The following is a 13,000-nucleotide window of genomic DNA, read 5'->3' as shown; positions in this document are numbered from 1 at the left end:
CTCAGGAGCCGTTCTCGTCGCGGAGGCGGACCTCGGACCAGTCGAGCCCGTCGAGATTCACGACGATCGCCTCCTGGGTGGTGCGGGCGATCACGACGACAGCCTCGGTGTCGGTGTCGGGGTTCTCCTCGCGGTGAGGAACCCACGGCGGCACGAAGACGTAGTCGCCGGGGCCGGTCTCCACGCGGGTCTCGACGGGTTCGTCACCCTCGGTGTCGAGGAAGACGAAGACCGGGTTGCCGGAGACGACGTAGATCGCGGTCTCGGAGGCGCCGTGGTGGTGGTTGGCCGAGGCGGTCGAGGCCGGGACGTGGGTCTGGCCCATCCACAGGTTCTTCGCGCCGACGGTCTTGCCGCTGACCGCCTCGAGCCTCCGCATCCCAGAGGTCTGTCCGGTCTGGTCGACCAGGCCGGAGGGAGCCACGTGGTGGAGATGCCGGTGGAAGGCGTCGATCTCGGCGGGGACGAGGACGCCGCTCGGAGTGCGGATGTAGTCCCCCTCGGAGGACCCGGCGGGTACGTGAACGGCGGACATCAGGCTCCTTTGGCCAGGGTGAGAACGGGGTCGTTGCCCGGCAGGGCGAGCAGCGGTCGCAGGACGGCGGCCACCTGTGCGGCCGTCTCCTTGGGCAGGCCGGGTCGGGTGCAGACGTAGAGCGGCAGTGGGTCGGGTGTCGGGAGGTCGGGCACCCGGACCAGGCCTTCAGGCGTCTCGCCGAGGGTGGCCATGAGTGCGACGCCGAGGCCGGCGCCGACGGCTGCCTGAACACCGGCCAGCTGGATGGCCTCGGCGCCGATGGTTGCCGGGATCGAGTGATCGGCGAGCGTCTCCAACGCCCGGCTACGAAGCGCGCACGGTTCGTCGAAGGCGACGATGGGCACGGGGCTGGTCGCCGCCGGGAGACGCCAGGAGTGCGAGGCGAACCAGGTGAGGGTCAGGTCTCCGACATAGAGGGCCCGGGGATCGTCGGCCTGCTGGATCAGCAGGGCCAGGTCGACCCCACCGGTGGTGAGGCCCTCGCGCAGCTTGTTGCCGCGGTCGATCCGGAATCGGAAGTCGCGCTTCGGCACCGACTGGGACAGCGCTCTGGACACGTTGGGCAAGAGCTGTGCGGCGGCGTGCTCGGTCGACCCGATCGTGACCGTGACCGGGGCGTCGGTGGGGGAGGGACGAAACTTCGCCACCGTCTCATCATGCAGCGCGATGATCCGGCGCGCCTGCGTCAGGAGCACAGCCCCATCGGCGGTGAACCGGGATCCACGACCTTGCCGCTCGACCAGCGTGCGCCCGATCGCGGCCTCCAGGCGGCGTACGTGCTGGCTGACCGCGCTCTGGGTCAGGTGCAGCGCGGTGGCGGCCCGCTGGAAGCCGCCGAAGTCTGCGACGGCTACGAGGCTGCGCAGAGGGGCGATATCCAGATTCTGACTCATGTCGATCAGACTAATACACAATTGATGAGCGTTCGTGATGGTTCAGCATCGTGGAACGTCGTTGGACCCGGTGCCATTTGTTTATCAAACTCATAGACATAAGGCTCTCTGGGAAGAGGGCCACCGCGGGCTGACAACCGGCCGCGGCTGACCACCCACGGAGGCAGCATGTCCCGACGCACGATCAAGCTGGGCGCCGTTCCGTACGGCACCGGCGGTCCGGGCCAGCACCGGCTCTGGCTCGACCCGGAGATCCCCGGCGACGCGAGCGTGAACATCGACTGGTTCATCCAGACAGCCAAGCTCGCCGAGCAGGGCCGCTTCGACCTGATGTTCATCGTGGACAGCCAGTTCATCACCCCGCACAGCCCGCCGCACTACCTCAACCGTCTCGAACCGCTCACCCTGCTCTCCGCGGTGGCCACCCACACGAAGCATCTCGGTCTGGTCGGCACCGCGACCACGAGCTTCAACAGCCCCTTCAACCTGGTACGCCGCTTCGCCTCCCTCGACCTGATCAGCCACGGTCGCGCCGGGTGGAACGTGGTCACCACCGGTGACGCCGGCACCGCGACCAACTACGGGCTCGACGAGCACTACGACTACGACACCCGCTACGGCCGCGCCCAGGAGTACGTCGAGCTTGCCCGTGCCCTGTGGGACTCCTACGAGGACGACGCGTTCGTACGCGACCGCGAGACCGCCCGGTTCCTCGACCCCGACAAGCAGCACGCGCTGAACCACGAAGGCACCTACTTCAAGGTCGCCGGCCCGCTCAACCTGCAGCGCAGCCCGCAAGGACATCCGGTCATCTTCCAGGCCGGTGACTCCGACCAGGGCCGCGACCTCGGTGCCTCCATGGGGGAGGGGATCTTCACCCACGCTCCCGACATCGGCAGCGGCCAGGCGTTCTACGACGACATCAAGACCCGTGCCCGCGGCTTCGGCCGCAACCCCGACGACCTCGTGATCATGCCGGGGGTGAAGGTCGTCGTCGGCGACACCGACGAGGAGGCCCGTGAGATCGAGGCCACCGACCACGAGCGCGACCACGGCTTCGCGGAGGCCCTCGCCGAGTTCGGCCGTCCCTTCGGCTGGCACGACTTCCGGCAGTACGACCTCGACGCACCCTTCCCGGCCGAGGCGCTCGAGCACGGCGAGCGATCCTTCTTCACCCAAGCCCAGAAGATCACCCAGCGCGCGGTCGAGAACGGCTGGACGCTGCGCCAGACCGTGGAGGCGACCCGGGTCTTCCGCAAGTCGGAGTTCGTCGGCAGCCCAGAGACGGTGGCCACCAAGCTGCAGGAGTGGTGGGACGCACGGGCCTGCGACGGCTTCAACATCGGCGTCGACCACCCCGCCAACTTCCGGCGGATCGTGGAGGAGGTCATCCCGATCCTGACCGAGCGCGGCGTCTTCCGCCGCGAGTACGAGGCCACCACCCTCCGCGGAAACCTCGGCCTTCCGATCCCAGAGAACCGCCACACCCTGGCTCGCCGCACCACGACGAGCTGACCTCCAACAGCGCTCGGGCGCCGACGACACACCCACCTCACCGCCAGAGACGACACAGGAAGACCGATCCCTCCCATGGCCAACAAGGCACCCGCGCCCATGCGCAAGCTCTCGACCACGTCATCCACGCCGACCCTGAGCCGGCGCAGCCTGCTCGGCCTCACCCTCGGCGCCGCGGCCGTGTTCGCCCTGGAGGCCTGCGGCTCCGAGACCGGCGCCAGTACGTCCGGTGGACGGATCACCTGGGCCTGGCAGCTGCCCACCACCTGGGACCCGGTGACCTCCTCGGCCGGCTCCGACGTCCAGATGCTGGCGCTCGTCTACGAGGCCATCACCGGCCTCGACGAGAAGGGCAACCCGGTGCCGTGGCTGGCCGAGAAGTGGACGTACAACTCCCAGGGCACGCAGGTGACCTTCACCCTGAAGCAGGGGTTGAAGTTCAGCGACGACACGCCCCTGAACGCGGCGGCGGTGGCCAAGTCGATCGAACGCGGCCGGACCGCCGACGGCTCCCTGATCGCGCCCCAGATGATCGGGATCACCAAGGTGACCGCCTCGGGCGACCTCGACGTGGTGCTCGACCTGGCCGAGGTCGACTACCAGATCCCGGCCCTGTTCGCCGGCAAGACGGGCATGGTCGTCAACCCCGCCGCCTTCGAGAAGGACGCCGCCTCCCTGGCCACGAAGCCGGCCGGCTCGGGGCCGTTCAGCCTGACCACGTACGTCCAGAACGACCACGCCGAGCTGGTGAAGAACGCCCACTTCCAGCTCGCCGACGAGATCAAGGTCGACGAGTTCCACCTCTACCCCCAGCCCGACCCGGCCACCGCGGTCGCCTCGGTCCAGTCCGGCCAGTACAACGTCGCCCGCATCTCCGGCGCCCAGGTCGAACAGGCCAGGCAGGCAGGCCTCGAGGTGCAGATCCTCGACTCGATGTTCGTCTCGTGCCTCGACGTACATGCCGGGAAGAAGCCCTTCGACGACCCCGCGGTCGTCGAGGCGCTCAAGCTCGGCATCGACCGGGAGAAGATCAAGAAGGTCGCCAACTTCGACATCGGCGAGGTCAACTACCAGCTCTTTCCCAAGGGGTACGTCGGCTACAACCCCGAGCTCGAGGGCGTCTACGAGTACAACCCGGAGAAGGCGAAGCAGGTCCTCGCGGACGCCGGCCACACCGGCCCGGTCAAGGGCGAGTTCACCAGCAGCGGCCAGGCCGCGGCCGCCGTCGAGCTGATCCAGGCCCAGCTCAAGGAGATCGGGATCGAGCTCACGATCAAGTCGATCCCGCAGACCCAGCACACCCAGCTCGTATACATCGAGCACTCCCAGGCGCTCACCTACGACGGCTTCGCCGGCCGGGAGTCGCCGGTGCAGGCCTTCCAGGTCCTCTTCGGCAAGGAAGGCCTGATGAACCCCAACCGCGCCACGAACCCCGCCCTGGAGGCCCAGCTCAAGAAGGTCCGGGCCACCCCGACCGACGACCCCGCCTATCCGTCGGTCCTGCAGGAGGCGACGAGGATCGCGATCACCAGCTTCCCGAACACCTTCCTCTACAACGCGCCGCGGATCATCGTCCGCAAGAACGCCACTGCGCTGCCCGCCTCGCCGAGCCTGCAGCGCTTCGAGGGGGTGACGACCTCGTGAGCGTGGCCCAAGCCACCGCTTCCACGGCCACGTACGCAGAGCGGCCCGTGGACGCGGCGGCTCGACCGAGGGCCAGGGCCGTCGGCGGCTGGGTCCGCCGCATCCTCAACTTGGTCGCGATCACCGCGGCCGTGCTGTTGCTGGCCTCGGTCATCACCTTCGCGCTCGGGGCGATGGCGAAGACCAACCCGGCCGCGGCGGTGCTCGGCGAGACCGCGACCGAGGCCGACATCGCCCGGCTCGACCACCAGTTCGGTCTCGACCGCCCGCTGGTGGTCCAGTACGCCGACTGGCTCGGCTCCGCGCTGCAAGGCGACCTCGGGGTCTCCTGGTTCACGACCGTCCCGGTCGCCGACAGCATCGCCCAGGCGCTGCCGGTCGACCTCTCCATCGCCCTGCTCGCCATCGTGCTGGCGGTCCTGATCGGCGGGTCGGCCGGGATCGGCGCGGCGCTGAGCAACGGGGGAGTCTTCGACCGGGCGGTCACCGTCGTCTGCTCCCTGCTCGGCACGCTCCCGCCGTTCGTGATCGGGATGGCGCTGATCGTGGTCTTCGCGGTCAAGGCGAAGCTGCTTCCCGCCGGGGGCTACGTACCGATCGGGGAGAACCCGGCCGAGTGGCTCCGCTTCGCGATCCTGCCCTCCTTGGCGCTGAGCCTCGACGTGGCGGCCTCGATCGCCCGGCAGCTGCGCACCTCGCTGGTCGGGGCGCTGCGGGAGAACTACGCGATCGGCGCCCAGATGCGCGGCTTCGGTCGCCGCCGGGTCCTGTTCGGCCACGTGCTGCGCAACGCCGCAGCTCCCACGCTGGCCGTCATCGGCCTGGCGATCCCGCTCGTCATCGGCGGTGCCGTCATGACCGAGAAGCTCTTCGGCCTGCCCGGCATCGCCCAGCTCGCCCTGCAGTCCTCGGAGAAGGGGGACGTACCCGTGGTCCTCGGCACCCTGCTGGTCACCGCGGTCGTCGTGGTCATCGCCAGCCTGGTGGTCAACGTCGCCCAGGCCGCGCTCGACCCGGCCGCCCGCGGCACGAAGGGCTGGAAACGATGAGAACGCTCAAGGCCCTGTGGGCCCAGCCCGCAAGCCGCTTCGCCTTCGCGGTCCTGACCGTGATCGCCTTCCTGGTCGTCTTCGGCGGCGCCCTGGCGCCGTACGACCCACTGCGGCAGTTCAGTGACGAGGTGCTCCAGGCCCCGTCCGGGAAGCACCTGCTCGGCACCGACTACGTCGGGCGCGACGTCCTGTCGCGGCTCATGGCCGGCACCCGGCTCTCGGTGGTCGGTGCTCTGGAGGCGGTCGCGATCGCCGCGGTCCTCGGCGTCCCCTCCGGGCTGGCCTCGGCCTGGATGGGCAGGGTCGGGGAGTGGGTCTCGCTGCGGATCGCCGACACCCTGATGATCCTGCCGTTCACCGTCTTCGCCATCGCCGTGGCCGGCACCATCGGCAACGGCCTGCAGCAGGCGATGATCGCGGTCGGCGTCCTGATCAGCCCGATGTTCTTCCGGGTCACCCGGGCGGTGGCCCTCGGCCTTCGGCGGACGCAGTACGTCGAGGCCGCCGAGCTGATGGGTGCGAGCCAGTGGTGGACGCTGCGCAAGCACATCTGGAGCAAGGTGCTTCCCAACGTCGCCGTCGCCGCCGCGCACGCCACCGGCGCCAGCCTGCTGGTGGTCGCCTCGCTCTCGTTCCTCGGGATCGGCGTCCAGCCGCCGGCCCCGACCTGGGGCGGGATGCTCTCGGCCGACCTCGGCTACCTCGCCCAGCAGAGCTGGGCGCCGATCTTCCCGGCGCTCCTGATGATGGCGACCGTCGGCTCCCTCAACATCCTGGCCGACGGCATCCGTGACGCCGGCACCCAGCGCCGCCGCCCATCCCGGGCGCGCGACCGGAAGGAGACCGTCGATGTCGCAGCCTGAGCCAGACACGTACGCCACCAGCCCCCGCACCCTCACCGTCGAGGACCTGCAGGTCAGCGTCGGGGAGCACCTCGTCGCCGTGAACGGGGTCTCCTTCCAGATCCGCCGCGGCGAGGCCGTCGGCCTGGTCGGCGAGTCCGGTAGCGGCAAGACGCTCACCTGCCGCGCCGTCCTCGGGCTGCTGCCCGAGACCGGTGAGGTCGACGCCGGCACCATCACCCTCGGCGAGGGAGCCGCTGCCGTCGACCTCACCGGCGCCGCACGACCCGCCTGGGACCGTGTCCGCGGCACTCGCATCGGCGCGGTCTTCCAGGATCCCGGCTCCTACCTCAACCCCAGCATCACCGTCGGCCGTCAGCTCGTCGAGCAGCTCCGTGTTCGCGGCGGACTCGGCAAGCCAGACGCCCGCGAACGTGCCGTCGAGCTCTTCGGCCAGGTCGGTCTCCACGACCCCGCAGGTGTCTTCCACCAGTACCCCCACCAGCTCTCGGGCGGGATGCTCCAGCGCGTCCTGATCGCCATCGCCGTCGCCTGCGATCCCGAGCTGCTCATCGCCGACGAGGCCACCACCGCCCTCGACGCCGTCATCCAGGCCGAGATCCTCGAGCTCATCGCCCGCCTGCGCCGCGACCACGAGCTCTCCCTGCTGCTGGTCACCCACGACCTCGCGGTCGTCGCCGAGACCTGTGACCGGATCCTGGTCATGTACGGCGGAGAGATCGTCGAGTCCGGTCCGACCGAGCAGGTGCTCACCGACCCGCGCCATCCCTACACCCGCGCCCTGCTCTCGGTGGCCACCATCGGGGACTGGTCGCGCCGCACCCTCGAGGTCATCCCCGGTCAGCCGCCGGCAGCGGGGGAGCGGATGCCGGGTTGCCGGTTCGCCCCGCGCTGCCGGCACGCAGCCCAGGCGTGCCTCGGCGGACCCGTGCCCCTGACCGACATCGGACCTGTGCGTAGTGCTCGCTGCGTACGTCTGGAGGCTTCCGCATGAGTACGCCGCTGCTGAGCATCACCGATCTCTCGGTCACCTACGCGCCCCCACGCCAGGGCACGCACCTCGGCACTGGCGCCGCGCTGCGAGACGTCAGCCTCGAGGTTCGTCCCGGCGAGATCCTCGGCATCGTCGGCGAGACCGGATCGGGCAAGACGACCCTCGCCCGCGCCATCGTCGGCCTGGTTGCGCCGGCCACCGGGTCGATCGTCTTCGACGGCGCCGACATCGGCGGGCTCACGGGGGCCGCGCAGCGCCGGTTCCGCCGCAGCGGCCAGGTCCAGCTCGTCTTCCAGGACCCGCTGCGCTCCCTCGACCCCGACCTCACCGTCGACCAGATCGTCTCCGAGCCGCTGGCCGTGGGTGGCGTACCCCGTAGCGAGCAGCGCGCCCGGGTCGAGGAGGCCATCGGGCTCGTCGGTCTCGACCCGGCCGACATCGGTGACCGGCTTCCGCGCCAGCTCTCCGGCGGTCAGCGGCAGCGGATCGCGCTCGCCCGCGCCATCGTCACCCGTCCCAAGCTGCTCTTCTGCGACGAACCGGTCAGCGCGCTGGACGTCTCCAACCGCAACCTCGTGCTCAGCCTGCTGGACCGGCTACGCCGCGAGCTCGGCCTCGCCGTCGTGATCATCGCCCACGACCTGTCCTCGCTGGCCGGGATCGCCGACCGGATCGCCGTGTTCTACCGCAGCCGGCTTGTCGAGACCGGCCCGGTCGAGGAGGTCCTGACCCGCCCGGCGCATCCCTACACCGGCCTCCTCACCGCCTCCGCGCCCTCGGTCGGCCACGAGGACCGACTCCGTCCGGCCGACATCCGGCCGGCGACGGGCGCCGATCCCTTCCCCACCGGGCCCGGCGCCTGCGTGTTCGCCGCCCGATGCCGGTTCGCCCACGACGCCTGCCAGCAGGAGCCGTCCGCCCTGCCGCTGCCCGGTGCCACCGAGCGGAGCGCCGCCTGCCACGTCGCCGCCACCTGGCTCGGCCAGATCCGCACCGAGGGCATCGGGGCTCTCGAGCTCGCCAACAACCTCACCGCCAGCGACCTTCCGGCACTCCGCCGGTAGACGAAAGGACCGAGCATGACCTACGACAACGTCGAGATCCTCGGCATGATCGGCACCGCCGACGCCTCCGAGATCCGGCCGTCCGACGGCACCGTCATCGACCCCGATTACACCGCCCGCTTCGCCCAGGCACACGAAGACGGCGGCTTCGACCGCGTCCTGATCGGCTACGGCTCCGGCTGGTCCGAAGGGACCCAGGTCGCCGCGTACGCCGCCGCCCGAACCGAGCGGCTCGGCCTGCTCATCGCCCACCGGCCCGGAGTCGTGCACCCGACCCTGGCCTCGCGCACCTTCACCACGCTCGACCAGTTCTCCAACGGCCGGGTCGCGCTCAACATCGTCACCGGCAGCAGCGACGTCGAGCAGCGCCGCGAGGGCGACTTCGTCCCCCACGACGAGAGGTACGCCCGCACCGACGAGTACCTCCAGGTCCTCCGGGCCGCATGGGACACCAAGGGACCGCGGGACTTCGAGGGCGCCTACTACCGCTTCGAGGGATTCACGCCCCAGGTCTTCCCCTACGCGGACCGCCACCTCGAGCTCTTCTTCGGCGGCAGCTCGCCTGCGGCGTACCGGGTCGGGGCCAAGCACGCCGACACCTACATGCTCTGGGGCGAGCCGCTCAAGCAGACCGGCGAGCAGATCGCCACCATCACCGAGAAGGCAGCCGAGGCCGGACGTACGCAGCGCCCCAGGGTCTCGGTCTCCTTCCGACCGATCCTCGGCAAGACCGACGAGGCCGCCTGGGAGCGCGCCCACAGCATCCTGGACACCGTGAACGGTGAGATCGGCGCCCAGTTCAAGCAGAAGGTCAACAAGCTCCATCCGCAGGGCGCCGCCCCGGAGAACGCCGGCTCGCAGCGGCTGCTCGCGGTCGCGGAGACCGGTGACCTCCACGACCGCTGCCTGTGGACCCCGACCACCAAGGCCGTCGGCGGAGGCGGCAACTCCACCGCGCTGGTCGGGTCACCGGAGACCGTGGCCGCCGCGATCCTCGACTACGTCGAGATCGGCGTGAACACGGTGCTCATCCGCGGCTACGACCCGCTCCAGGACGCCATCGACTACGGCCGCGACCTGCTCCCGCTGGTCCGCCAGGAGCTCGCCCACCGCGCCGCCCGGACCCGCGTCGCGATCTGACAGGAGCAACACATGACCATCGTCACCGAGACCACCATCCGCACCGCCTGGGACGAGCCGCCCGGGGGCACCCCGCGCGGCACGCTGATCGTGCTGACCGGACGCGGGGAGACCGCGGCGACGTACCAGCGCTTCGGCCGTCGGCTCTCGGCCGACGCGTACAAGGTGCGGCTCGTCGAGACCGACCTGAGCGACCTGCCGACAGCTCGTGCCGAGGTCGAACGGCTCTTGGCCGATGAGTCCCTGCCCGCACCCAAGGTGCTGGTCGGCAGCGACGCGGGAGCCACCCTGGCCGCGACGGTGATCAACGACGTCGCCGCGGACGCCGCCGTCATCGCCGGGATCGCGCTGCCGGAGTCGGCCACCATCGACGGCTGGGACGACGAGGTTGACGCCCGCAGCGCGTGCCCCGTCCACCGCAAGGTGATCGGGGATGACGACGGCTTCGGCAGGGGAGCGTTGAGCGCGAAACTTCCCGGCGAGTGGTCCGAGCTGAGCCTTCCGGTCCCCGCGAAGCCCGTGCTGGTCGTGCACGGTGACGCAGACCCGGTCACGCCCGCCGAGCTGGCGATCAAGGCGTACGCCGACGCCCCAACCGTCCACCGCCGGCTCGTCGCCGGCGGGCGCCACGACATCCTCAACGACGTCTCCCACCGCTCGGTCGCGGCCACGATCGTCACCTTCCTCGAGTCGCTCAAGCTCGGCAGCGACCTTCCCGCCATCGTCTACAAGGCGTAGGAGACTCCCGATGACCGTCTCGCCCCTGCACACCAACCAGGACCTCGACCCCGCCGCCCTGCGTAAGGCATTCGGCATCTTCCCGACTGGGGTGGTCGCCGTGGCCGCGCAGGTGGACGGTGGGCCTACCGGGCTGGCTGCCTCCTCCTTCACGAGCGTCAGCCTCGACCCACCACTGGTCTCCTTCTCGGTCGCCGCGACCTCGAAGACGTGGCCCGACCTGCGCCGCGCCTCCCACCTGGGTGTCACCGTGCTGGCCGACCACCAGGGCGAGGTCTGCCGCAGGCTGGCGGGACCGGTCGAGCATCGCTTCGACGGGGCTGCGTACACCGTGACCGAGGATGGCGCCGTCGCACTCGATGACGGGCTCGCCCTCTTCGACTGCACGATCTACCGCGAGGTCGAGGCCGGTGACCACATCATCGTGCTGCTTCGACTGCACGCGGTGGCTCACCCCGACGCCGGCAGTCCGCTGATCTTCCACCGCAGCGGTTTCGGAAGGCTCGCCGACACGGCGTGAACCGCCACTTCACGGTCGAGAACGCAGCTCAAGGCTGAGGAGGCGTTTCGTCGCCCTGGTCTGGGCGACATAGAGGTCGCGCAGGCCGGCATCCCTGGCGGCTCGTACGCCCTCAGGGTCGACGATGATCACGGTGTCGAACTCCAGGCCACGAGCCTCGGGCGCGGCGACGATCGTGGCGCCGGCTCTGTGGACCTCGGCCTCGAGTGCCTGCGAGCGCTCGGTGGTGGCGATGGCTCCGATCAGCTCGCCCGGGTGCTCGTCGGCGATCTCGGTGATCAGGGTGCTCAGCGTGGAGCGGAGGCTCTCCTCGGTCACGTCGAGGATGCGTGGCTGCTCTCCGTGCCGGATGGATCTGGAGAGCCGCTGATCCGGGGCGATCTCGGCGAGCAGCGGTTCGGTCGCGAGCAGGATCTCTGTCGTCGTACGGTAGTTGACCGTCAGCCTGTGGTGAGCGAACCGCTCGCCGACGAACGGCTCCAAGGCCTCGTCCCACGTCCGGAGGGTGGTCGAAGGGCCCGCCTGGGCGAGATCGCCGACGACCGTCATCGACCGGTTCGGGCAACGACGCATCAGCGCGCGCCACTGCATCTCCGAGAGCTGCTGGGCCTCGTCCACCACGATGTGGCCGTAGCTGGTCTCCGGGGCTCCGTCGACGAGTGCGCGGGCCTCGTCCAGGAGGGCGAGGTCTGCGTCGCTCCACCCGTCGCCGCGGCCGACGCCGAGGTCGTTCAGCAGTTCGCGGACGAGATCGTCGGCGACGAGTCGAGGCCAGACCCGGGTGATCGCCCGGTCGATGGACGGGTCGTCGAGGAGATCGTCGCGAATGCTGTCCCAGTCGATGTCCAGATCATCCGTGGAGGGATCGTTCCCCGTGAAGCGGTCGAGATCGATGCCCAGGTGCGCCTCCAGCTCCTCCTCGAAGTCAGAGATCTCCTTCGCGGTGCTGCGCTCCAGCTCGTTGACCAGATCGTCGATGACGTACTCGGTGAAGAGCTCGCGAGCGCGGTTGTGCCCGATGTCCTCCTGCAGCGCCTGGCGCCGAGCGGCGTCGACCACGGCCGGGTCGAGCCGCACCGTGTCATGGGTCGTCTTCAGCTCCAGCGGTACGCCGTGGGGCTGGTGATCCCGCACGAGCCGGGCGAGGTCGTCGGAGAGCGCCGCGCGCCCCTTGATCCGCGCGACGTGGTCCGGCTCGGTCCGCGTCGCCTCGACGCCCACCAGATCGGACATGGTCGCCAGCCGTACGTCGTTCTCGCCGAGCGAGGGCAGCACCTCCGAGATGTAGCTGAGGAACCGCCGGTTCGGCCCGAAGACGAGCACCCCTTGCTCGGCGATCGACGGGAAGGCGTACAGCACATAGGCCGCGCGATGCAGGGCGACGATGGTCTTGCCGGTGCCGGGACCGCCGTCGACCACCATGACTCCGCGATGAGGAGACCGTACGATCTCGTCCTGCTCGGCCTGAAGTGTCGCCGCAGCCTCGTGCATCCGCCCGGTCCGCGCCGTGCTCAGCGCTGCGACGAGCGGACTGTCCCCGACGAGGTCCACGGCCGTCGGCGAGGAGCCGTCGAGGATCTCGTCGTTGATGTCGACGACGCTGCGGCCGTCGAGGCGCAGGTGCCGACGCCTGCGCACTCCCATCGGTGCGGCCATCGTCGCCGCGTAGAACGGTCGCGCGGCCTCGGCCCGCCAGTCGATCAGCAGCGGGTTGCCGCCCTCTGTGCGCAGCCCGATCCGACCGATGTGCAGAGGCTCGCCCTCATCGGAACGGTCGACCCGCCCGAAGCACAGCGAGTGCTCCGCCGCCTGCAGTTGCCGGATGCTCTCGGTGAGCCGCTCGACCTCCAGGTCCCTGGCGTACCGCTCGCTCGGCCCATCGACAGGCGCCGCGATCGCCCGCTCCTGTGCTGCCCGTCTCGCGCTCACCTCGGCGTGAAGAAGCGCGTACATCGCGTCGACCGACCGCTGCTCCTCGTCGACCTGACCGGCCCTGTCCTGCTCGCTCACGTACCCCCGCCTTCCGTTTCCGGGGGTCA

The 13,000-nt window shown here is 70.1% G+C and carries 12 protein-coding genes; 9 read left to right on the top strand and 3 right to left on the bottom strand.

The window, feature by feature from the left end; translation table 11 throughout:
- Position 1: 1 nt before the first annotated feature.
- Positions 2-535: a cupin domain-containing protein gene (locus AB0F44_RS01675; protein ID WP_357352033.1), complete on the bottom strand. Its 534-nt coding sequence runs from the start codon at positions 533-535 to the stop codon at positions 2-4.
- Entirely contained in the window at positions 535-1,431 is an 897-nt protein-coding gene (locus AB0F44_RS01670; protein WP_357352031.1) for a LysR substrate-binding domain-containing protein, read from the bottom strand. Before AB0F44_RS01670 ends, AB0F44_RS01675 begins: the two co-directional genes overlap by 1 nt.
- Before the next feature lie 168 nt (positions 1,432-1,599).
- Between AB0F44_RS01670 and AB0F44_RS01665 the strand changes: the two genes are divergently transcribed.
- The 9 genes from AB0F44_RS01665 to AB0F44_RS01625 all read left to right on the top strand — a co-directional run bounded on the left by AB0F44_RS01665 (position 1,600) and on the right by AB0F44_RS01625 (position 10,961).
- Positions 1,600-2,946, top strand: coding sequence for an LLM class flavin-dependent oxidoreductase (locus tag AB0F44_RS01665; protein ID WP_357352029.1), 1,347 nt, complete (start codon positions 1,600-1,602; stop codon positions 2,944-2,946).
- Between the two features lie 75 nt (positions 2,947-3,021).
- Positions 3,022-4,590, top strand: coding sequence for an ABC transporter substrate-binding protein (locus AB0F44_RS01660; RefSeq protein ID WP_357352027.1), 1,569 nt, complete (start codon positions 3,022-3,024; stop codon positions 4,588-4,590).
- Positions 4,587-5,639 (top strand): ABC transporter permease, encoded by a 1,053-nt coding sequence (locus AB0F44_RS01655; RefSeq protein WP_357352025.1) that lies wholly within the window; start codon positions 4,587-4,589, stop codon positions 5,637-5,639. Before AB0F44_RS01660 ends, AB0F44_RS01655 begins: the two co-directional genes overlap by 4 nt.
- Positions 5,636-6,505: an ABC transporter permease gene (locus tag AB0F44_RS01650; protein ID WP_357352023.1), complete on the top strand. Its 870-nt coding sequence runs from the start codon at positions 5,636-5,638 to the stop codon at positions 6,503-6,505. The genes AB0F44_RS01655 and AB0F44_RS01650 overlap by 4 nt, the downstream gene beginning before the upstream one ends.
- Positions 6,492-7,499 (top strand): ABC transporter ATP-binding protein, encoded by a 1,008-nt coding sequence (locus tag AB0F44_RS01645; protein WP_357352021.1) that lies wholly within the window; start codon positions 6,492-6,494, stop codon positions 7,497-7,499. The genes AB0F44_RS01650 and AB0F44_RS01645 overlap by 14 nt, the downstream gene beginning before the upstream one ends.
- The gene (locus tag AB0F44_RS01640; RefSeq protein ID WP_357352019.1) at positions 7,496-8,563 is read left to right on the top strand and encodes an ABC transporter ATP-binding protein; all 1,068 of its coding nucleotides are present in this window, start codon (positions 7,496-7,498) and stop codon (positions 8,561-8,563) included. Before AB0F44_RS01645 ends, AB0F44_RS01640 begins: the two co-directional genes overlap by 4 nt.
- A 15-nt stretch (positions 8,564-8,578) precedes the next feature.
- The gene (locus AB0F44_RS01635) at positions 8,579-9,703 is read left to right on the top strand and encodes an LLM class flavin-dependent oxidoreductase (protein ID WP_357352017.1); all 1,125 of its coding nucleotides are present in this window, start codon (positions 8,579-8,581) and stop codon (positions 9,701-9,703) included.
- 12 nt (positions 9,704-9,715) lie between these two features.
- A complete protein-coding gene (locus AB0F44_RS01630; protein WP_357352015.1) occupies positions 9,716-10,441 on the top strand; it encodes an alpha/beta hydrolase in 726 nt (241 codons plus the stop codon).
- A gap of 10 nt (positions 10,442-10,451) precedes the next feature.
- Positions 10,452-10,961, top strand: a complete 510-nt coding sequence (locus AB0F44_RS01625; protein WP_357352013.1) for a flavin reductase family protein — start codon at positions 10,452-10,454, stop codon at positions 10,959-10,961.
- A 9-nt stretch (positions 10,962-10,970) separates the two neighbouring features.
- Here AB0F44_RS01625 and AB0F44_RS01620 read toward each other — a convergent pair whose 3' ends face one another.
- The gene (locus AB0F44_RS01620; protein ID WP_357352011.1) at positions 10,971-12,971 is read right to left on the bottom strand and encodes an AAA family ATPase; all 2,001 of its coding nucleotides are present in this window, start codon (positions 12,969-12,971) and stop codon (positions 10,971-10,973) included.
- Between the last annotated feature and the right edge of the window lie 29 nt (positions 12,972-13,000).

This window comes from Nocardioides sp. NPDC023903 (assembly GCF_040639295.1).
Taxonomy (GTDB): domain Bacteria; phylum Actinomycetota; class Actinomycetes; order Propionibacteriales; family Nocardioidaceae; genus Nocardioides.
The sequence above is the reverse complement of the archived record's forward strand: the minus strand, read 5'-3'. Positions and strand labels throughout refer to the sequence as shown.

Bases quoted from the DNA above. Each gene is read 5' to 3' on its own strand.
- AB0F44_RS01675 (WP_357352033.1), bottom strand. From the start codon at position 535: ATGTCCGCCGTTCACGTACCCGCCGGGTCCTCCGAGGGGGACTACATC.
- AB0F44_RS01670 (WP_357352031.1), bottom strand. From the start codon at position 1,431: ATGAGTCAGAATCTGGATATCGCCCCTCTGCGCAGCCTCGTAGCCGTC.
- AB0F44_RS01665 (WP_357352029.1), top strand. From the start codon at position 1,600: ATGTCCCGACGCACGATCAAGCTGGGCGCCGTTCCGTACGGCACCGGC.
- AB0F44_RS01660 (WP_357352027.1), top strand. From the start codon at position 3,022: ATGGCCAACAAGGCACCCGCGCCCATGCGCAAGCTCTCGACCACGTCA.
- AB0F44_RS01650 (WP_357352023.1), top strand. From the start codon at position 5,636: ATGAGAACGCTCAAGGCCCTGTGGGCCCAGCCCGCAAGCCGCTTCGCC.
- AB0F44_RS01645 (WP_357352021.1), top strand. From the start codon at position 6,492: ATGTCGCAGCCTGAGCCAGACACGTACGCCACCAGCCCCCGCACCCTC.
- AB0F44_RS01640 (WP_357352019.1), top strand. From the start codon at position 7,496: ATGAGTACGCCGCTGCTGAGCATCACCGATCTCTCGGTCACCTACGCG.
- AB0F44_RS01635 (WP_357352017.1), top strand. From the start codon at position 8,579: ATGACCTACGACAACGTCGAGATCCTCGGCATGATCGGCACCGCCGAC.
- AB0F44_RS01630 (WP_357352015.1), top strand. From the start codon at position 9,716: ATGACCATCGTCACCGAGACCACCATCCGCACCGCCTGGGACGAGCCG.
- AB0F44_RS01625 (WP_357352013.1), top strand. From the start codon at position 10,452: ATGACCGTCTCGCCCCTGCACACCAACCAGGACCTCGACCCCGCCGCC.